21 protein-coding genes are annotated in these 18980 nt (G+C 68.8%); 12 read left to right on the top strand and 9 right to left on the bottom strand.

Annotated elements, in window-relative coordinates; all coding sequences use genetic code 11:
* The 5 genes from ntrX to GGQ96_RS15090 all read left to right on the top strand — a co-directional run bounded on the left by ntrX (position 1) and on the right by GGQ96_RS15090 (position 3741).
* Positions 1-1374, top strand: a complete 1374-nt coding sequence (gene ntrX / locus GGQ96_RS15110; protein WP_184116212.1) for a nitrogen assimilation response regulator NtrX — start codon at positions 1-3, stop codon at positions 1372-1374.
* Positions 1375-1497: 123 nt separating this feature from the next.
* Positions 1498-1989 carry an RNA chaperone Hfq gene (gene hfq, locus GGQ96_RS15105; protein ID WP_184116210.1) on the top strand — a complete coding sequence of 164 codons (492 nt, stop codon included), beginning with the start codon at positions 1498-1500 and terminating at the stop codon, positions 1987-1989.
* Positions 1986-3272 (top strand): GTPase HflX, encoded by a 1287-nt coding sequence (gene hflX / locus GGQ96_RS15100; RefSeq protein WP_184116208.1) that lies wholly within the window; start codon positions 1986-1988, stop codon positions 3270-3272. The genes hfq and hflX overlap by 4 nt, the downstream gene beginning before the upstream one ends.
* 110 nt (positions 3273-3382) lie before the next feature.
* Positions 3383-3562, top strand: coding sequence for a hypothetical protein (locus GGQ96_RS15095; protein ID WP_184116206.1), 180 nt, complete (start codon positions 3383-3385; stop codon positions 3560-3562).
* Positions 3562-3741 carry a hypothetical protein gene (locus GGQ96_RS15090; RefSeq protein ID WP_125993106.1) on the top strand — a complete coding sequence of 60 codons (180 nt, stop codon included), beginning with the start codon at positions 3562-3564 and terminating at the stop codon, positions 3739-3741. The genes GGQ96_RS15095 and GGQ96_RS15090 overlap by 1 nt, the downstream gene beginning before the upstream one ends.
* A gap of 12 nt (positions 3742-3753) precedes the next feature.
* On the opposite strand, the gene GGQ96_RS15085 is transcribed toward GGQ96_RS15090, so the two are convergent.
* From GGQ96_RS15085 to GGQ96_RS15065, 5 genes are read right to left on the bottom strand one after another with little or no spacing between them, the layout of a single operon-like run.
* Positions 3754-4161 carry a hypothetical protein gene (locus tag GGQ96_RS15085; RefSeq protein ID WP_184116204.1) on the bottom strand — a complete coding sequence of 136 codons (408 nt, stop codon included), beginning with the start codon at positions 4159-4161 and terminating at the stop codon, positions 3754-3756.
* The gene (locus GGQ96_RS15080; RefSeq protein ID WP_184116202.1) at positions 4158-4499 is read right to left on the bottom strand and encodes a hypothetical protein; all 342 of its coding nucleotides are present in this window, start codon (positions 4497-4499) and stop codon (positions 4158-4160) included. Before GGQ96_RS15080 ends, GGQ96_RS15085 begins: the two co-directional genes overlap by 4 nt.
* 42 nt (positions 4500-4541) lie before the next feature.
* Positions 4542-4817: a hypothetical protein gene (locus tag GGQ96_RS15075; RefSeq protein ID WP_184116200.1), complete on the bottom strand. Its 276-nt coding sequence runs from the start codon at positions 4815-4817 to the stop codon at positions 4542-4544.
* A 39-nt stretch (positions 4818-4856) separates the two neighbouring features.
* Positions 4857-5294 (bottom strand): CoA-binding protein, encoded by a 438-nt coding sequence (locus GGQ96_RS15070; protein WP_184116198.1) that lies wholly within the window; start codon positions 5292-5294, stop codon positions 4857-4859.
* A gap of 38 nt (positions 5295-5332) precedes the next feature.
* A complete protein-coding gene (locus GGQ96_RS15065; protein ID WP_184116196.1) occupies positions 5333-6274 on the bottom strand; it encodes an Mrp/NBP35 family ATP-binding protein in 942 nt (313 codons plus the stop codon).
* A 71-nt stretch (positions 6275-6345) separates the two neighbouring features.
* On the opposite strand from GGQ96_RS15065, the gene hflK reads away from it, so the two are divergent.
* The 5 genes from hflK (at position 6346) to GGQ96_RS15040 (ending at position 12972) form a co-directional block, all read left to right on the top strand.
* Positions 6346-7473, top strand: a complete 1128-nt coding sequence (gene hflK / locus GGQ96_RS15060; RefSeq protein WP_184116194.1) for a protease modulator HflK — start codon at positions 6346-6348, stop codon at positions 7471-7473.
* Positions 7470-8336, top strand: a complete 867-nt coding sequence (gene hflC / locus GGQ96_RS15055) for a protease modulator HflC (protein ID WP_343059080.1) — start codon at positions 7470-7472, stop codon at positions 8334-8336. Before hflK ends, hflC begins: the two co-directional genes overlap by 4 nt.
* 107 nt (positions 8337-8443) lie before the next feature.
* Positions 8444-9982 (top strand): Do family serine endopeptidase, encoded by a 1539-nt coding sequence (locus tag GGQ96_RS15050; protein WP_184116193.1) that lies wholly within the window; start codon positions 8444-8446, stop codon positions 9980-9982.
* Positions 9983-10120: 138 nt separating this feature from the next.
* Entirely contained in the window at positions 10121-11728 is a 1608-nt protein-coding gene (locus GGQ96_RS15045; RefSeq protein WP_184116191.1) for a helicase HerA-like domain-containing protein, read from the top strand.
* A 14-nt stretch (positions 11729-11742) separates the two neighbouring features.
* Positions 11743-12972 (top strand): M20 metallopeptidase family protein, encoded by a 1230-nt coding sequence (locus GGQ96_RS15040; RefSeq protein WP_184116189.1) that lies wholly within the window; start codon positions 11743-11745, stop codon positions 12970-12972.
* 375 nt (positions 12973-13347) lie between these two features.
* Here GGQ96_RS15040 and GGQ96_RS15035 read toward each other — a convergent pair whose 3' ends face one another.
* The 3 genes from GGQ96_RS15035 to GGQ96_RS15025 are packed head-to-tail and all read right to left on the bottom strand — an operon-like array spanning position 13348 to position 15745.
* Positions 13348-13629, bottom strand: coding sequence for a CsbD family protein (locus GGQ96_RS15035; RefSeq protein ID WP_184116187.1), 282 nt, complete (start codon positions 13627-13629; stop codon positions 13348-13350).
* A 2-nt stretch (positions 13630-13631) separates the two neighbouring features.
* Positions 13632-14780 carry an MBL fold metallo-hydrolase gene (locus GGQ96_RS15030; RefSeq protein WP_343059079.1) on the bottom strand — a complete coding sequence of 383 codons (1149 nt, stop codon included), beginning with the start codon at positions 14778-14780 and terminating at the stop codon, positions 13632-13634.
* Positions 14777-15745: an isopenicillin N synthase family dioxygenase gene (locus GGQ96_RS15025; protein WP_184116185.1), complete on the bottom strand. Its 969-nt coding sequence runs from the start codon at positions 15743-15745 to the stop codon at positions 14777-14779. Before GGQ96_RS15025 ends, GGQ96_RS15030 begins: the two co-directional genes overlap by 4 nt.
* 105 nt (positions 15746-15850) lie before the next feature.
* Here GGQ96_RS15025 and GGQ96_RS15020 point away from each other — a divergent pair, with 105 nt between their 5' ends.
* Both GGQ96_RS15020 and GGQ96_RS15015 read left to right on the top strand, forming a co-directional pair.
* Entirely contained in the window at positions 15851-17080 is a 1230-nt protein-coding gene (locus tag GGQ96_RS15020) for a multidrug effflux MFS transporter (protein ID WP_184116183.1), read from the top strand.
* A 58-nt stretch (positions 17081-17138) separates the two neighbouring features.
* Positions 17139-17483 (top strand): DNA primase, encoded by a 345-nt coding sequence (locus GGQ96_RS15015; RefSeq protein WP_184116181.1) that lies wholly within the window; start codon positions 17139-17141, stop codon positions 17481-17483.
* Between the two features lie 60 nt (positions 17484-17543).
* Here the strand turns inward: GGQ96_RS15015 and GGQ96_RS15010 are convergent, their stop codons facing one another.
* Entirely contained in the window at positions 17544-18836 is a 1293-nt protein-coding gene (locus GGQ96_RS15010) for a hypothetical protein (RefSeq protein ID WP_184116179.1), read from the bottom strand.
* Positions 18837-18980: the final 144 nt, after the last annotated feature.

The raw sequence follows: 18980 nt of genomic DNA, 5'->3' as shown, positions 1-18980 counted from the left end.
ATGCCGATCGATATTCTCGTCGTCGACGACGAACTGGACATTCGCGAACTGGTCGCCGGCGTGCTGGAGGACGAGGGATATGGCACGCGCGGCGCCGGCGACAGCGACTCCGCGCTGGAGGCGATCGCGCAGCGGCGGCCGTCGCTGGTGCTGCTCGACGTGTGGTTGCAGGGGTCGCGGCTCGACGGGCTGGAGCTGCTGGACGAGATCAAGCGGCGCGACGCATCGATCCCGGTGCTGGTCATCTCGGGCCATGGCAGCCTGGACACGGCGGTGGCGGCGATTCGCAAAGGCGCGGCCGATTTCATTGAAAAGCCATTCGAAGCGGAGCGGTTGCTGCTGATGGTCGCGCGCGCGACCGAGACCGAGCGCCTGCGACGCGAGGTCGCCTCGTTGCGCAGCCTGGCGGCGCGCGACACCGACCTGACCGGCAGCTCGGGCGCGATCAACGGCGTCCGCGCGACCCTGAAGCGGGTCGCCGGCACCGGCAGCCGGGTGCTGATCATGGGACCCGCCGGCGTCGGCAAGGAAGTGGCGGCGCGGCTGCTGCATGGCTGGAGCCAGCGGGCGACCGGGCCCTTCGTCATCGTCAGCGCCGCCAACATGACCCCGGAGCGGGTCGAGGAGGAATTGTTCGGCGTGGAGGAGGGCGGCGACCTGGTCCGCCCCGGCCTGCTCGAACAGGCGCATGGCGGCACGCTGTTCCTGGACGAGATCGCCGACATGCCGATCACCACCCAGGCGCGCATCCTGCGCGTGCTGACCGACCAGAGCTTCACCCGGGTCGGCGGCAGCCGGGTGGTGAAGGTCGACGTCCGCGTCGTCTCCGCCACGTCGCGCGACCTGACCGAGGAGATCGCCGGCGGCCGGTTCCGCGAGGACCTGTACTACCGCCTGAACGTGGTGCCGGTGGTCATCCCGCCGCTCGCCGACCGGCGTGAGGACATCCCCGCGCTGGTCCATCATTTCCTGACCCATTATGCCGGCGAGCGCCGCGTGCCGACTCCGGAGGTCGCGCCCGACGCGATGGTGGCGCTGCAATCCTATGAATGGCCGGGCAATGTCCGCCAGCTCCGAAACGTGGTCGAGCGCACGATCATCATGGCGCCGGGCGACCGGATCGGCCGCATCGACCTGGACCTGCTGCCCGCCGAGGTGCTCGGCAGCGACCGGGGCGGCGACCATGGCACGTCCGCGATCATGGGCGCGCCACTGCGCGAGGCGCGCGAAAGTTTCGAGCGCGAATATCTGCGCGTCCAGATCCGCCGCTTTTCGGGGAACATTTCGCGCACCGCGAGCTTCATCGGCATGGAGCGGTCGGCGCTCCACCGGAAGCTCAAGCTGCTCGGCATCACCGATACGCGCGACGAGTGACCGGCTGGACGATCCGGCCGCGACGGCGCTAAGGAGAACGGTCCGGCCGCCAGGCCGGGCGTCCGACGCCGGGCAACGGCGCAATCTCGCGGGCCACGGCCCGCCAACAAGAAGGGCTTGTTCATGGCCGAAAAGCAATCCTCGCTGCAGGACCTCTTCCTCAACGCGCTGCGCCGCTCCAAGACCCCGGTCACGATGTTCCTGGTCAAGGGCGTGAAGCTGCAGGGCATCGTCACCTGGTTCGACAATTTCTCCGTGCTGCTGCGCCGGGATGGCCAGTCGCAGCTGATCTACAAGCATGCCATCTCGACGATCATGCCCGGCGGCGCGTTCGACGTTGATCCGATCATCGAGGCAGTCGGCGAGAGCCAGCGCAAGTCGCCGCTGCTCCAGGAGCTGTTCCTGAGCGCGGTGCGCAAGTCCGAAGACAGCGTGACGATGTTCCTGATCAACGGCGTGATGCTGCAGGGCCAGATCGCCGGCTTCGACCTGTTCTGCATGCTGCTCCAGCGCGAGGGCATGGTGCAGCTCGTCTACAAGCACGCCGTCTCGACCATCCAGCCGGCCAAGCCGCTGAACCTGGCCGAGGAACAGGCCGAGGCGCAGGAAGATTGAGTAACGGCTTCGATCGCGATCGCGATGAGTTCGCGCGTGGGGCCCGGGCCGTCGTGCTGCTGCCCGACCGGGGCGACTCGTCGCGCGACGCCGAGGCGCGGCTGGAGGAGAGCGCCGGCTTGGCCGCCGCGATCGGACTGGACGTGGTCGACCGGGTCGCGCTCAAGGTGCGACAGCCACGCCCGGCGACGCTGATCGGCAGCGGCCAGGTTGAGGAACTGGCCACCCGTGTCCGCATGGAGGAGGCGTCGCTGGTGATCGTCGACGCCGCGCTCACCCCGGTGCAGCAGCGCAACCTGGAAACCGGCCTGGGTGCCAAGGTGATCGACCGCACCGGCCTGATCCTGGAAATCTTCGGCGAACGCGCGGCGACCGCCGAGGGACGATTGCAGGTCGAGCTCGCGCATCTCGACTACCAGGCCGGCCGCCTGGTGCGCAGTTGGACCCATCTGGAGCGGCAGCGCGGTGGTTTCGGCTTCCTGGGCGGCCCCGGCGAGACCCAGATCGAGGCGGACCGGCGCATGATCCGCGACCGCATGGCGCGGTTGCGGCGCGAGCTGGACCAGGTGTCCCGCACGCGCGGCCTCCACCGCGAGCGGCGGCAGCGCGCGCCTTGGCCGGTGATCGCGCTGGTCGGCTATACCAATGCCGGCAAGTCGACGCTGTTCAACCGGCTGACCGGTGCGCAGGTCATGGCGGAGGATCTGCTGTTCGCGACGCTCGATCCGACACTCAGGCAGATTTCGCTGCCGGGTCTGGACAAGGCGATCCTGTCCGACACGGTAGGGTTCGTCTCCGACCTTCCGACCCAGCTTGTCGCCGCGTTCAAGGCGACGCTGGAGGAGGTGGTGTCCGCCGACCTGCTCGTCCACGTCCGCGATGTCGCCCATCCCGACACCGAAGCGCAGCGCGCCGACGTCGAGTCGGTTCTGGAAGAGATCGGGGTCGATCCCGCCACGCCCCGCTTCGAGGCGTGGAACAAGCTCGACCTGCTCGATGACGAGCGCCGGGCCGAACTGCTCGCCGATGCCGGGCGACGGAGCGACGTGCTCGCCATCTCCGCGCTGACCGGCGAGGGGGTGGAGGAGCTGTCGGTCGCGGTCGCGGCCAAGCTGACCGCCGGCCATCGTCGTTACCATCTGACGCTCGACGCTGGCGACGGCGCCGGCCTCGCCTGGCTGCATGCGCATGGCGAAGTGGTGCGGCAGGAGACGGACGGGCTGGAGAGCCATGTCGAGGTACGGCTCGATCCTTCCGATTACGAACGCTTCCTCCAGCGTTGACAGGACGGGGGTGGGGCGTGGCCCCCTCCCGTCCCTTTGCGCGATCGTCCGGGTCGCGTTGGCCCGAACGGCGCACTCATGCGTTGAACGAGTTCAGCGAGGAGCGAGTGATGTCGGACGAGCAGAAGAAAAGTCAGGTTCCCGAAGCGTTCGACGACGTGGCGGAGCGCAGCGTCGAGGCCGGGATCGCGGATGAGAGTGCCGCCTATGACAAGGCGATGAAGGATGAGAAGAGCGCCGGATCGTCCGACAATGTCGCCGAGCCCGATCAGATAGGGGATTTCGCCTGATGGCCGCCACGACGATGGAGCGGGCTTTCCAGGTCGCGCGCGCCGGCCAGTGCCGTACCTTGGGCGATTTGCGTCGAACCCTGATTCGCGAGGGCTATGACAGCGTGCACGCGCAGATTTCTGGCGGCAGCTTGACCCGGCAGCTTCGCGACCTGATGCGGGTGGCGGCGCAAGGCTGAGGCGGTTCCGCCTTACGGACTCAGCCTGCCCTCCAAGGGCGGTGGCGGCGAGTCGAGATCGATCGCGACCCGCTCCGACGTGTCGATCCTCGGGGCCAAAGCGCGGCGGATCGCGGCGATTCCCGCCTTTGCGACCGGGATGATCGGCAACATCACGCCGACCTGACAGCCCTGAAAGGCGCAAGCGCCGTTTTGAGCATTCTCCAGTCCGGCCCTAGGGTCCCCGGTCCGCTGACGTGGAATATCGGGCGGCGGGCGTTCGTCGGGGAGCGGCAGACGTGGCAGAGGTGAGCCGTTGCGACCGCAGACGACAATCTGGTCGGTCGACAAAGTCTGCGACGAGCAATCATCAGCCAGGATCGAGAAACGTTGCGGCACGTTCGGTGCAGCCTGCAGCGCCAGGAAGAAGGCGGGGATCATTCCGCCAGGGGTCGCAGGCTGGTGTCACCGTCGCGGCCGCCGGCCGTCACCGTCGCCCCGGCCATCCCGCCGCCGACCAGGAACAGGCTCTGGTCCTGGATGGGGGTGGTGCGGTGGAGCAGCGCCTGCCGCTCTTCGCTCACCGAACGATGCGCGGGGTCACCGGGTACGATCTCGACGAGGGGAACGCGATAGCGATCGGCGGTGCGACGACCACAGACGGTGATCGTCCTTGCCGTCGCGGCTTCGGTACATCGCTGTTCGGCGGCGGTGCGCTCCAGAGCAGTGCGCAACAGCGTGTCGTCGGCCTGGGCGAACAAGAGCAGTACGAACAGCATCCGGGTCTCCTGGCGGAGGATGACGGCGGTGACGTTAGTCGATCAGGGCCAGTCGGTGAAGTCTGTTCGCAGGATCGTGCGCGGCCGGCTGGTGCAGAGCTTGCCACCGACCGTACGGCAGTCGATGCCGGTGTCGCCGAAAGCGCGGGCCTTCATGTCGACCTCCGCCATGGGCTCGGAATCGATGCGGAAACGGGATCGGCGCGGCGGCTCGCCGCAAGTGGCGGTGGCGCAACCGGGGCTGAGCCGCCCCCTGGCCGCCTGGATCAGGTGCGCCGTATCCTGGGGCGCGGCGGTCATGAGAAACAAGGCGAGCATCCGTCCCTCCTGTCGAGGGCATGGATAACGCGGTTCGGGTCAAGATGTTGCCGCGATAGGCGACAGGCCGAGGCGCGGGATGTCCATCGCCGGGCAGCGGTCCATCACCACCTTCAGCCCGGCCGCCTCGGCGCGGGCGGCGGCTTTCTGGTCGATCACGCCGAGCTGCATCCACACCGCCTTGGCGCCGATCGCGATCGCCTCGTCGACCACCGCGCCGGCGGCGGCCGAGTTACGGAAGATGTCGACGATGTCGATCGGATCGCCGAGCTGCGCCAGCTCGCGGAACACGAACTCGCCATGGACATGCTCGCCGGTGATCTGGGGATTGACCGGGATGACGCGGTAGCCATGGTGCTGGAGCGCGGCCATCACCCGATAGGAGGGCCGGTCCGGCCGGTCCGACGCGCCGACCAGCGCGATGGTGCGCGCCGAACGGAGCAGGTCGGCAATATCGTCGTCGCTGGTCAGGGGCATGGCGTCTCTCCGGTTGGAACCCGGACAACGCCCGTCCGTCAGCCCCGGTTGCGCTGCCCCAACCACTCCGCCACCTGCGCGGCGAGCGGCGCGAAGATGCGGTCGTCCGCCGCCGCCGCCGGTGGCCGGCCTGCGTCCGACGCCTGGCGGATGTCGATCGCAAGCGGCACCCGGCCGAGGAAGGGCAGGCCGAGCGCCGCCGCCGTCGACTCCGCGCCGCCGCGTCCGAACGGGTCCGACACGGTGCCGCAATGCGGGCAGGCATAGCCGGCCATGTTCTCGATCAGACCGATGATCGGCACGCCCGCCTTGTTGAAGAAGTCGATCGCGCGGGTCGCGTCGATCAGGGCCAGGTCCTGCGGCGTCGACACGATCACCGCGCCGGCCGGCCGGTACTTCTGCACCATGGTCAGTTGCACGTCGCCGGTGCCGGGCGGCAGGTCCATCACCAGCGTGTCCGCCGCGCCCCAGGCGCCTTCGACCAATTGTCCCAGCGCCCCCGCCGCCATCGGCCCGCGCCAGGCGATGGCGCGGCCCGGCTCGACCAATTGCCCCATCGACAGGAGCGGCACGCCATATGGGGTGGGAACCGGGATCAGCTGCTTCTCGATCGCTTCGGGTCGAATGCCCTCGGCCGCCATCAGGCGGGGCTGCGACGGGCCATAGATGTCGGCGTCGATCAGGCCGACGCGGTGACCGGCGCGGGCGAGGGCGATGGCGAGATTGGCGGACACGGTCGACTTGCCGACCCCGCCCTTGCCGCTGGCGACCGCGATCAGGGCGCGGTTGACGCGCTCGGCGGTGACGATCACCCGGGCTGCGGGCGCGGCGGCGCGAACCTCCGCCTCCAGCCGTTCGCGTTCGGCGGGGGGCAGGCCGGTGGCGTCGAGCACCACGCCCATCCGCTCGCCATCCATGCGGATCGTCGCCCGCGAACCGGCGACGGAAAGCACCGCCGCCCTCATTGCTTCACTGCTCATGCCGGCGGCCTTAAGCCGGCATCCCCGCCTTGGCACTGTTTTTCGTCGAAAGGCCTTCCTATAGAGAAGGCATGAGCATCCTCCCGCGCTGGCCCAAGCGTCCGATTATCCTTGCTGCCGACAACTCCAAGGGACCGTGGGGAGGCGATGGCGGAACCCCCGGCGGCGGCCCGCGCAATCCCTGGTCGGTGCCCCCCGGCGGCCGCAAGCCGGCCGGCGGCCCGGCACGTCCGACCGCACTGGACGATTTCCTGAAGCGCGCGCGGGGCGGCGGTGGCGGCCATGGCGGCGGGGGCGGGGGCTTTCCCGGCCTGCCGCCCGGTGCCAATGCACGGGTGCTGTGGGCGATCGGCGCGGGAATCCTGGTCGTGCTGTGGCTGCTCTTCACCTGCATCCATCAGGTCGGGCCGCAGCAGCGCGGCGTCGTCACCTATCTCGGCCGGTATGCCGGCACGTTGTCGCCCGGCGTGCAGATCACGCCGCCCGCGCCGTTCGCGCGCGTGCAGGATGTCGATGTGCAGCGTTTCCGCACCGAGAACTTTCCGCGGGGCGATGGCGTCAACCTGGCGCTGACCGGCGACCAGAACATCGTCGACCTGACCTATTCGGTGCGCTGGAACGTCGCCAATCCGCGCGACTACGTGTTCCAGCTCGCCCAGCCCGAGGAGACGGTGCGCGCCGCGGCGGAGAGCGCGATGCGCGCGGTGATCGCCACCACGACGCTGGACCAGGCGCTGGGCGGCGGCCGTACCCGCATCGAGCAACGGGTGGCGGAGCTGACCCAGGCGATCCTCAACAGCTATCACTCGGGCGTCCGCATCCAGAGCGTGTCGCTCAACCGCGTCACCCCGCCGGCGCAGATCGTCGACGACTTCAACAAGGTGACGGTGGCGCAGCAGGAGGCGGTGGCGGAGGTCAACCGCGCCAAATCCTATGCGCAGCAGGTCATCGCCCGCGCCCAGGGCGAGGCCGCGCAGTTCGACCGCGTCTACAGCCAGTATCGCCTGGCGCCCGAGGTGACGCGTCGCCGCATGTATTACGAGACCATGGAGGCCGTGCTGGCCAAGTCCGACAAGACGATCATCGAGGCTCCCGGGGTCATGCCCTACCTGCCGATCCCCAATGCGCGCCGCCTGACCGAGGCTGCGCCGGCCCAGCCCGCTGCGTCGGCGCAGACCCAGTCGGGAGGTGGCCAGTGACCGGTCCCGTCTGGAAGAACCCGATCGCGCTCGGCATCGCCGCCCTGGTGTTGGTGATCCTGGCCGCGGCGACCTTCGCGATCGTGCCGGAGACGCAGCAGGCGGTGGTCTATCGCCTTGCCCAGCCGATCCGTGTCGTGAACCGCGCGGCGTTGCCCGGCCAGCCGAGGACGGACGAGGCGGGGCTGATCGTGCGCGTGCCGTTCCTCGACCGGATCGTCCGCGTCGACAAGCGGGTGCGCAACCTGGACCTGGAGAATTCGCAGGTCCTGTCCACCGACCAGCGCCGGCTCAACGTCGACGCCTATGCGCGCTACCGCGTGGTCGATCCGCGCCTGATGCTGGCGACCGCCGGTGACGAGGAGGGCGTGGAGAACCAGCTTCGCCCGCTTTTCGCCTCGACGCTGCGCAACGAGCTGGGCAAGGTGTCGTTCGCCTCGCTGCTCACGCCCGAGCGCACCGAGCTGATGGACGCGATTCAGACCGGGCTGGACCGCCGCGCCCGCCAATATGGCGTTGAGATCGTCGACGTCCGCATCAAGCAGGCCGAGCTGCCGGACGGCACGCCGTTGCAGAGCGCGCTCGACCGGATGCGCACCGCGCGCCAGCAGGAGGCGATCACCATCGCCGCCGAGGGCCAGCGCCAGGCCCAGGTCGTGCGCGCGGACGCGGACGCCCAGGCGTCGCGCATCTATGCGCAAAGCTTCGGTCAGGACGCTGATTTCTATGACTTCTATCGCGCGATGCAGTCGTACCGCCGGACCTTCGGCGCCGATGGCACCCCGGATCAGAAGGGTTCGACCAACTTCATCCTGTCGCCGAACAATTCCTATCTTCGGGAGTTCGAGGGGCGAGGCCGCTGACGGCAGGGCGACCATGATCTTGCGGTCCGTTCATATTCAACCGTCGTTCAGCCATCTTGGGCGATAGATTGCCCGGTTCGAACGACGAACGAGAGGAACTAGCTTCAGTGCGCTACGCCTACGCCATTACCAGTGCGCTTCTCCTCGGCGGCGCGACCGCCACCCTGGCCTTGCAGCCGACCGTTGCGCAGACCGCGCAGAACGAGCCGGGCGCGATCCAGGCCGCGGCGCCGCGCGCGGGCGCGCCGATGAGCTTCGCGGACATGGTCGCGAAGCTGCAGCCGGCGGTGGTCAACATCTCGACCAAGCAGACGATCGTCCAGCAGACCCAGGCCAATCCCTTCGCGGGCACACCCTTCGCCGACCTGTTCGGTGGCGGCGGCGGTGGCGGCGCGCCGGTGAAGCGCGAGGGCCAGTCGCTGGGTTCGGGCTTCATCATCTCGCCCGATGGCTATATCGTGACCAACAATCACGTGGTGGCGCCGGGCGCGCGCGGCGCACAGGTGGAGTCGATCACGGTCATCCTGCCGGACCGCAAGGAATATACCGCCAAGCTGATCGGCCGCGATCCGGATTCGGACCTGGCGCTGCTGAAGATCAACGCGACCAACCTGCCCTTCGTGAAATGGGGCGACAGCTCGCGCACCCGCGTCGGCGACTGGGTGGTGGCGATTGGCAACCCGTTTGGCCTGGGCGGCACCGTGACCGCCGGCATCGTCTCCGCCGTGCACCGCGTGACCGGGCAGGGCGGCGCCAACGACCGCTTCATCCAGACCGATGCCGCGATCAATCAAGGCAATAGCGGCGGCCCGATGTTCGATCTGAACGGCAACGTCATCGGCATCAACTCGCAGATCCTGGGCTCGCAGGGCGGCGGCAATATCGGCATCGGCTTCGCCATCCCGGCGGAAGAGGCCAAGCCGATCATCGCCACGCTGATGAAGGGCGAGCCGATCAAGCGCGGCTATCTGGGCGTGCAGCTCGGGCCGGAGGTGAACGGCGATGTCGCCTCGGCGCTCGGCCTGCCCAAGAACCGGGGCCAGGTGATCGCGGGCGTGACCGCCGGCGGGCCGGCGGCCAAGGGCGGCCTGCGCGCCGGCGACGTGGTGACCGAGGTCAACGGCCAGGCGGTGACGCCCGACCAGACGCTATCCTATCTGGTCGCCAATATCGATCCCGGCCAGACCGCACGCCTGGGGGTGATCCGCGGCGGCAAGCCGACAACCGTTAATGTCGCGGTCGCCGCACGGCCGACCCAGGAGCAGCTCGCCGCCGAGATCAACGGTGGCGCGGACGGCTTTGGCGGTGACGATGACGGCGACGACGATGCCGCCACTACGGCACCCGCGAGCGGCAATCCGCTCGGCCTGGCGGTGCAGCCGCTGACCCCGGGGATCGCCCGCGCGGTTGGCGTCGATGCGACCGTTCAAGGCGTGGTCGTGGCGGCGGTCGATCCGTCGAGCGATGCCGGGCAGAAGCTGAAGCGCGGTGACGTGATCCAGTCGATCAACGGCACGCCGGTCCGCACCGTCGCCGAAGTCGCCGCGGCGGTCACGGCGGCCAAGTCGGCGGGGCGCGACACCGTTCTGTTGCAGATCACGCGCCAGCGGGTCAGCAACTTCATCCCGGTCAAGCTGAAGGGCTGATATCCCGCTCCAAAGCGACCATGGCGGGGCCGTCGTCCGATCGGGACGGCGGCCCCGTTTGGTGTTTGTGATGCTTCAACTTGTCCGGCGGACGTTCTAGGATCACCTCCCACCAACGCCCGTGACAGGAAGACAGGCATGACGGACGGCATCTTCATCGGCCTGGGCGGCGGCCAGTCGCAGCGGCTCGACTTGAAGCGTGCCAATCGCCACGGGCTGATCGCGGGCGCGACCGGCACCGGCAAGACCGTGACCCTTCAAGGCATCGTCGAGGGCTTCTCGGCGGCGGGCGTGCCGTGCTTCGTCGCGGATGTGAAGGGCGACTTATCCGGCCTTGCCATGGCCGGGTCCGCCACCGCCCGGACGCATGAGGCGTTCGCGGCGCGGGCGGCGGAGATCGGCTTCACCGATTGGGCCTATCGCGCCATGCCGGTGCAGTTCTGGGATCTGTTCGGGCAACAGGGCCATCCGGTCCGCACCACCGTCAGCGAGATGGGGCCGCTGCTGCTGTCGCGGCTGATGGACCTGAACGACGTGCAGGAGGGGGTGATGACCATCGCCTTCCATGTCGCCGACGAGGAGGGGCTGCTGCTGCTCGACCTGGACGACCTCCAGGCGATGCTGGCGCATTGCGCCGAACGGGCGGCGGAACTGTCGACCCGCTACGGCAATGTCAGCAAACAGTCGATCGGCGCGATCCAGCGCGCGTTGCTCCAGTTGCGCAGCCAGGGGGCGGAGCATTTCTTCGGCGAGCCGGCGCTGGCGCTGACCGACCTGATCGCCTTGGACGATCGGGGGCAGGGTGTGGTCAACATCCTGGCGGCAGACAGGCTGATGGCCAGTCCGAAACTCTACTCCACCTTTCTGCTATGGCTGATGAGCGAGCTGTTCGAGCAGTTGCCGGAGGTGGGCGACCCCGACAAGCCGGTGCTCGCCTTCTTCTTCGACGAGGCGCACCTGCTGTTCGACGATGCGCCCAAGGCGCTGCTCGACAAGATCGAGCAGGTGGTGCGGCTGATCCGCTCCAAGGGCGTCGGCCTCTATTTCATCACCCAGAATCCGATCGACATTCCCGACAGCGTCGCAGGCCAGCTCGGCAACCGCGTGCAGCATGCCCTGCGCGCCTTCACCCCGCGCGATCAGGCGGCGGTGCGCGCGGCGGCCACCACCTTTCGCGCCAATCCGGGCGTCGACGTGGCGAACGCGATCACCGAGCTGAAGGTCGGCGAGGCGCTGGTGTCGCTGCTCCAGGCGGACGGCTCGCCCTCTCCGGTCGAGCGCACGCTGATCCGTCCGCCCTCCAGCCGGGTCGGGCCGGTGACGCCCGATGAGCGCAAGGTGTTGATCGGAACCGATGCGATCGGCGACCGCTATGATGTGGCGGTCGATCGCGAATCCGCCGAGGAGATGCTGGCGGCCAAGACCGAGGAAGCCGCCGCCTCCGCCGCCGCCGCCAAGGCGCAAGGGGAGGAGGCCAAGGCGGACGCCGTGCGCCAACGCGATGCCGCGCGCGCCGCGCGCGAGGCGGTGCAGGCGCGGCGCGCGGCGGAGCGGGAGTCGGCGGCTTCCCCCTGGGCCAAGGCAGCCAATTCGGCGATGCGCTCCGCTTCGTCCTCGATCGGCCGGCAGGTGGCGAACGAGATCGGCCGACAGGTGTTCGGCACCCGGGGCGGCCGGAAAAGTGATTCGGGCGGCTTGATCGGACAGATCGCACGCGGTGTATTGGGCGGATTGTTCCGCGGATAAGCATGGAGGCGAAGATGTTGGACGGAGACAGCCTAAGCTGGGACGCGGCGGCGGAGGCGGTGTTCGACGAGGTCGTCGCGCTGCGCCGCGCCATCCATGCCGAACCGGAAATCGGCCTCCACTGCCCGTTGACCAGCGCCAAGATCAAGGCGGCGCTCGCCGGCCTGCCGCTGGAAATTCGCGAGGGCAGTTCGACCACCGGGTTCGTCGCGATCCTGCGTGGCGGGGCGGCGGGCACGGGGCCGGGCAGTAACGCGCGCACCGTGCTGCTCCGCGGCGACATGGACGCGCTGCCAATGACCGAGGAGACCGGGCTGCCCTTCGCCAGCACGATCGACGGGCGGATGCATGCCTGCGGCCACGACACGCACACCGCAATGCTGGTCGGCGCGGCCAAGGCGTTGTCGGCGCGGCGCGATGCGCTTGCCGGCACGGTCGTCTTCATGTTCCAGCCGGGCGAGGAGGGCTATCACGGCGCGCGCTTCATGATCGAGGACGGGCTGCTCGTCGATCCCGCGCCCGATGCCGCTTTCGCGCTTCACATCTCGCCCAACGCGCCCTCCGGCCTTGTGGTCGGGCGGCCGGGGACGATCATGGCCTCGGCGGATACGCTCCATGCGCGGATCATCGGTCGCGGCGGCCATGCCGCCATGCCGCATGAAGGTCTCGATCCGATCCCCGTGGCCTGCGAGATCGTCACTGCGCTCCAGGTCTATGTCGCGCGGCAGGTGGCGGTCACCGACCCGGCGGTGCTGTCGATCACCAAGATCCAGGCGGGCACCGCGCATAACGTCGTGCCGGGCGAGGCGACCTTGCTCGGAACGCTGCGCACCTTGTCGGAGGCGACGCGAATGCAATGCCAGGCTGCGTTCAAGCGGATCGTCGAGCACATCGCCGCCGCGCATGGCTGCACCGCCGAGGCGTGGATCGACGCCGGCTATCCGGTCACCGCCAACGACCCGCGCGCAAGCGCGCTGCAAGAGGCCGTGGCGACCGGTCTGTTTGGCGAGGGCGGCTGGCAGACCATGCCCAAGCCGATGATGGGCGCGGAGGATTTCTCCTATGTGCTGCGCGCGGTGCCGGGCGCCTTCGCCTTTATCGGCGCGGCGCCGGAGGGCAGCGACCCCATGACCAACCCACCGCTCCACAACACGCGCATGACGCTGGACGAGCGGGTGATGGCGCGCGGCGTCGCGATGCACTGCGCGACGGCGACGCGGTTCCTGGAGCGGGGGTTCGATTAAGGGCGTGGGTGCATGCGGGGTCGTGACGCCGAGCGGACGCTTGTCTCGAGCTCATGACCGGAAAGGGAGGTTTTCGCCCTTCCGCTGACCGTCCCGGCGCAGGCGACTGGTCAGAGAGGAAGGCCGGTTCGTCACTGAACGCCGCCTCCGCCAGGGTGAAGGCTAGTGGAAGTGGACTGCCGCCCCTCTCATAGGTGCTGCCTTCGCCGAGGTGGATCATGGAGCGGCGACCGACCAGCGCGGCGGCCTATCCATTGTCGAAATCGGGAGCGACGGAAGCACGCGCCCCGCACATAGGCAACGCCGGCCGGCTCCCGTGGGAACCGACCGGCGTCGCCAGGCATCGACTCGGCCGAAGCCTTTGCCAACAGCCGCTTACTTGCCGCGCAGGGTGTTCAGCACCGCCAGGCCGACCACGCCGGCCAGCGCTGCGGTCGCCCAGGGGCGCGCCTGCGCGAAGCCCTTGGCCTTGTCGACGAGCGGGCCGGGATTGGCGATCGCGTCCTTCGCCGAACCCGCGAGCTGCTTGGCGTTGCCGGCGAGCTGATCCGCCAAACCTTCATTCTTCAGCGACTGGTCACCGGTGGCGGTGCCGATCGCTTCCTTGACGTTGCCGCCGAGGTCCTGGGCCTGACCGGAGAAGGTGGTGGTGTTCATGCTCACGCTCCTGATAGCGCCTTCGGAACGGAAGGCTGTTGCGGTGCAGGAACGAACCGATTGCGATTTGGTGCCATGGCGGCCCGATCGGTGACGGACATGTCACCCACCGTCCAGATGGCCCCCGCCTCGGTCGCCCGGAATCGATCGGCGCCGATCCGCCGCTCGGCGAGCGTCTGGCGCAGCACGTCGCGGGGCTGGTCGATTCCCTCGGAGGTCAGCTCGAACGTGCCCCAATGCACGCCCAACGCCCAAGCGGCGCCGAGCTGCTGGAAGGCGGTGACCGCCTGAACCGGGCCGATATGGTTGTCGGTCGCGCCGCCGGTGAAATGGTAGGCACCGATCGGCAGCAGCGCCAACCGGACGGGGCCGTGCGCCCGCGCCTCGACCGCCCAGCGCATGTCGCCCTCACCGGTGTCGCCGGCATAATAGAGATTGCCGCCGGGCAGCGTCACGGTGAAGCCGGTCCACAGCGTCTTGTTGCGGTCGCCGGGACGATATTGGCTCCAATGATGGGCGCGGTCGAGCAGCACGTCGATCCCCGGCCGTACCGCGACCCGCCCGCCCCAGTCGCGCGCGGTCGAGCGGATGCCGTAGCGCCGCAGGATCTGGTCGTTGCCGAGCCCGGTCACGATCAGCGGCCGGTCGCGCCGCCAGAGCCGGCCCAGCGTGCCGATGTCGAGATGGTCGAAATGATCGTGGCTGAGCAGAATGAGGTCGATAGGCGGCAGGTCGGCCAACCGGATGCCTGGCGCGCGGACCCGCTTGACCCCGGCGAACCGCACCGGCGAGGCGCGCTCGGCCCAGACCGGGTCGGTCAGGATGTTGAGGCCCTGGGTCTGCACCAGCACGCTGGCATGGCCGACCCAGGTGACCTGCATCGCCTGCCCCTCGACGCGGCGCGCGGGCACGGCAGGGGTCACCGGCACGACCTTGGGCCAGCTGTGATAGGGCGGCTCCAGCAGATGTTCGAGCAGCGCCAGCGGCCCTTGGTTGCGCTCGCCGACCTTGCCATGGACCCCGTCGGGATTGACGAAGCGCTGCCCGTTGAAATGGTCGCTGCGCGGCACCTGCGACAGGTCGATCGCTGCGCAGCCGCCGGTCAGGAGCGGCAACACGGCGAGCCGCGCCCGACCGACGAACCGGGTCACTTCTTGATCAGCCCGATCTCGACCAGCCGCTCATACAGATAGTCATGCGCGGTGATCGGAGTCGGATAGCGGTTCGGGTTCGCCGCCGTGATCGTCTGCGGCAGCGTCTCGATCAGAAAATCGGGCGCGGGATGGAGGAAGAAGGGCATGGAATAGCGCGAATGGCCGCGCCGCTCCGGCGGGGGATTGACGACGCGGTGCGTGGTCGAAGGCAGGACATGATTGGTCAGCCGTTGCAGCATGTCACCGACATTGACGACCATCGCGCCCTCGGGCGGCTTGATCGCCAGCCAGCGGCCGGTGTCGCGGTCGAGCAGTTCCAGTCCAGCCTCTTCGGCGCCGAGCAGCAGGGTGATGAGGTTGATATCCTCATGCGCACCGGCCCGCACCCCTTCCGCGTCGGCTGGAATGGGAGGATAATGGAGCAGGCGCAACACGCTGTTGCCGTCCTTCACCGCCGGGTCGAACCAGTCGGGCGCCAGACCCAGATAGCGCGCGATCGCCGACAACAGTCGGTCGCCGGCCTGATCGAAGGCGGCGAACAGCTCGACGAACGTGTCGCGGAACCCCTCGGGTCGGCTCGGCCAGATATTGGGGGCCATGACGTCGGCATAGCGGTGCCCAGCGGGCAGTTCGCGGCCGACATGCCAGAATTCCTTCAGGTCGACATGGCGCGCGTCCTTGGCGATCTCGGTCTTGAACGGGGTGTAACCGCGCGCGCCGCCGCCGCCCAGCTGGTGATAGTCGCGCTTCTCGTCGTCGGGCAGCGCGAACAGCGCCTCGGTCTCCGCCCAGGCACGGTCGATCAGCGGCTGCGGCACGCCGTGATCGGCGACGATCGCGAAGCCGAAGCGCTTGAACGAGTCGCCGAACGCGGTCGCGAAGCCCTGCGGGTCGCGCGCCTGATCGGCGAGGCTGAGCGTCGGCACCGCCGCCGGACCGGCGGTGGAGGGGGTATCCAGCATGCAAATGTCCTCTTCTATTCCGGCAACATATCGCCTCGGCGGGGCCGGCGAAAGGGCAAGGCCGGTAATGGCGCGCCCGCGCCGAAGCGGCTAGGGGCCGGGATCATGACCGCACAGGACCAGCCCGCACCCGCCCTGCCGGGCGCACCGATCGGCTTCGTCGAGTTCGTCGCGCTTGTCGCCGCGCTCATGGCGCTTGGCGCGCTCGGCACCGACGCGATGCTGCCCGCGCTGCCGGCGATCGGCGAGGCGCTGCACGTGGCGAGCGAGAATGACCGGCAGTTCGTGGTGGCCGCCTTCCTGGGCGGGTTCGGCGTGGCGCATCTGGTGCACGGCCCGCTGGTCGATCGCTATGGTCGGCGGCGCGTGCTGCTCTGGGCGATCGCCGCCTATATCGTCGCCAATGCGCTGGCCGCGGTGTCGGCGAGCTATCCGCTGCTGATCGCGGCGCGGCTGGCGGGCGGCGCGACGGTGGCGGCGACGCGCATCGCGACCGTGGCGCTGGTGCGCGACTGCTACCATGGCCGGGCGATGGCGCGGGTGATGTCGATCGCCTTCATGGTGTTCATGGTGGTGCCCATCCTGGCGCCGACGGTCGGGCAGCTCGTCCTGCTGTTCGGCAGCTGGCGGACGATCTTCTGGGTGATCGCGGGCACGGCCGCGCTGCTGCTCGCCTGGATCGCGTTCCGCCTGCCCGAGACGCTGACGGCCGAGGCGACCCTGCCGATCCATCCGCGCCGCATTCTGTCGGGCTGGGCACAGGCACTGACCGATCGGGCCTCGATCGGCTATACGCTGGCGGCGACGATGCTGACCGGCAGCCTCTATGGCTACCTGAATTCGGTTCAGCAGATCATGTTCGACGTGTTCCACCACCCCTCGCTGCTGGCCGCGGTGTTCGCGGGGACGGCGGCGACGATGGCGGCCGCGAACCTGCTCAACGCGCGCATCGTGATGCGGCTGGGCACGCGGCGCATCGCCCATTCGGCGACGGTCGCGCTGATTTTGCTGTCGGGCCTGCACCTGCTGCTGGTCGAGCTGGGCCATGAGGCGATCCTGACCTTCGCGGTGCTGCAGGCGCTGACCATGGCGAGCTTCGGTCTCGCCAATTCGAACTTCTCGGCAATGGCGATGGAGAATATGGGCGCGATCGCCGGCACCGCGTCGAGCGTGCAGGGCTTCATCATGATCACCGGCGGGGTGCTGATCGGGGCGGTGATCGGCCAGGCGTTCGACGGCTCCACCGCGCCGATGGTGGCGGGTTTCGTGGTGACGGGCATGATCGCGCTCGCCTGCGTCGCGCTGACCGAACGCGGCCGGCTGTTCGGGGCCTGACGGAACCCGTCCGCCGCCCGCACCGTTCGATCCACCGTCATTGATGATGGAGAGCGAGATGGGCGGACATCAGATTCCGGGGCAGGGCAGCGGCGACGACGGCTGGGACGAAGAAGGCTATGACGAGAGCCAGCGCGCGGAGATCCTGGAGGCGACGCGCGACGGCCCCACCGATGGCCTGGTGCTGACCGATATCGATCCGGATCTGGGCGACGACGATGCCGAGGACGAGGCGATCGACGATCTCGACATGGATTCCGAAGAGGTCGGCGAGGCGGATCCCGATGCGGAGCCGGACGAGGCGGACATCGCCGAAGACGACGTTCAAGAAGAATTGGACGATGGCTCGATCGACGAAGACGAGGACCTGAGCGACGCGGACGATGTCGCGTTGCGGCCCTAGTAACCGCTGAGACCGGGCAATCCGGGGACGACCGGCCGGCCGTCCCCGAACATCATGGGATCACGCCGCGGTTGCGGGCGCGTCCACATAGGCGGTCCACAGCGCCGCGATGCCGGAGCGCGGTGCGCCCTTCACCTCGGCGAAGGCGGCCTTGGCGCCAGCCTTGTCGCCCGACCGAGCCAGCGCGATGCCGAGGCGGGTGTTCACCTCGCCCGCATCGACGCCACCCTTCTGCAGCGCGAGACGATAGAGCGCGATCGCCTTGGGGAAATTGTCCATCCCCAGATAGGCCTCGGCCGTGCTCGCCGCCAGGCGGCCATTGGCGGCGGCACTTGCCTTCGCCTCGATCGGCGCCAGCGAGCCTTCCTGCTTGGCCTTGGTGGTGGAGTCGGCGAGCAGCGCCTTGGCCATCGCATTGCCGGCCGGGATTTTGCCGGCGGCCATGCCTTCCTTCAGCACAGCCGCCGCTTCCGCCGGCAGGCCCTTGCGCGAGACGTCGTCGGCATATTCCAGATAGTCGGTCTGGTCGGCCAGCGAACGGGTCGCGCGCATCAGGCGGAACAGGTCGATCTTCTGCGCCTCGTCCAGCTTGGCGACCGAATTGCCGGCCATGCCGTACGTCACGATCGCGTCACGCCAGTTCTTGGGCGTGGGGTAGGCGGTGACGTACTTGGCGATCCAGTTCACCGTCTGCGGCCCCAGCTTCGCAGCATTGGCGCGCGCGATGCCGTAGCGGTAGTAATCCTCCGACACCGGCTTGCCCGCCGCCGTGTCGGCTGCGACCTGAGCTTCCAGGTCGGACAGGCCGCCATTGACGTCGCCGCTGGCCACCTTGGCCTGCGCGATCTGGAGGTTCACCTCCGGCGGCGCATAACCAAGCTGCTTGGCCTGGTTGAAATACTGGATCGCGACCGGCCACTGCTTGCCGTTATAAGCCAGCGCGCCGCGGCGGTAGGCGTACTTGCCGCGGTCGGCGGCCGGGGTCGCCGGGTTGGCGATCAGCGCGTCGAGGGCGGGCGCCAGCGACGTCTCGTTGAGCGGCGCATTGGGATTAGCCGCCTGCTGGTCGGCAAGCTTCTGATTGGCCAGGTCGTAGTTCAGCGCGGCGACGATATACTTCTCGTCGTCGTTCTTCGCGGCAGCGGTGGCGGCGGCCAGGTTGGTCTCGGCCGTTGCATAATCCTTGGCCTTGATCGCGTCCTGCGCCGGCTTGGCCGCCTTCAGGAAGTCCGGGCTCAGCTTGGGACCGGCAGGCTCTTCCTTCTTCTTGGCGATCGCGGGCGGGGTCAGTGCCAGCCCCGACACACCGGTCGTCAGCGCCAGGGCCAGCGCAAGCTTCGAGAAAGTCTTCAATGGATCTCTCCTGTTGGGCATCGACGCCCATGACGGCCGTCTATAGGGGCGGACGCGCGCCATCAAGCGAGGCGCAACAGCTTGGTTCCATGCCGGCACCGGGCTGAACCGCGATTGAATGACGATCGGCGCGGGCCTAGGGCG

Source organism: Sphingomonas abaci, from assembly GCF_014199625.1.
GTDB lineage: Bacteria > Pseudomonadota > Alphaproteobacteria > Sphingomonadales > Sphingomonadaceae > Sphingomonas > Sphingomonas abaci.
The sequence above is the reverse complement of the archived record's forward strand: the minus strand, read 5'-3'. Positions and strand labels throughout refer to the sequence as shown.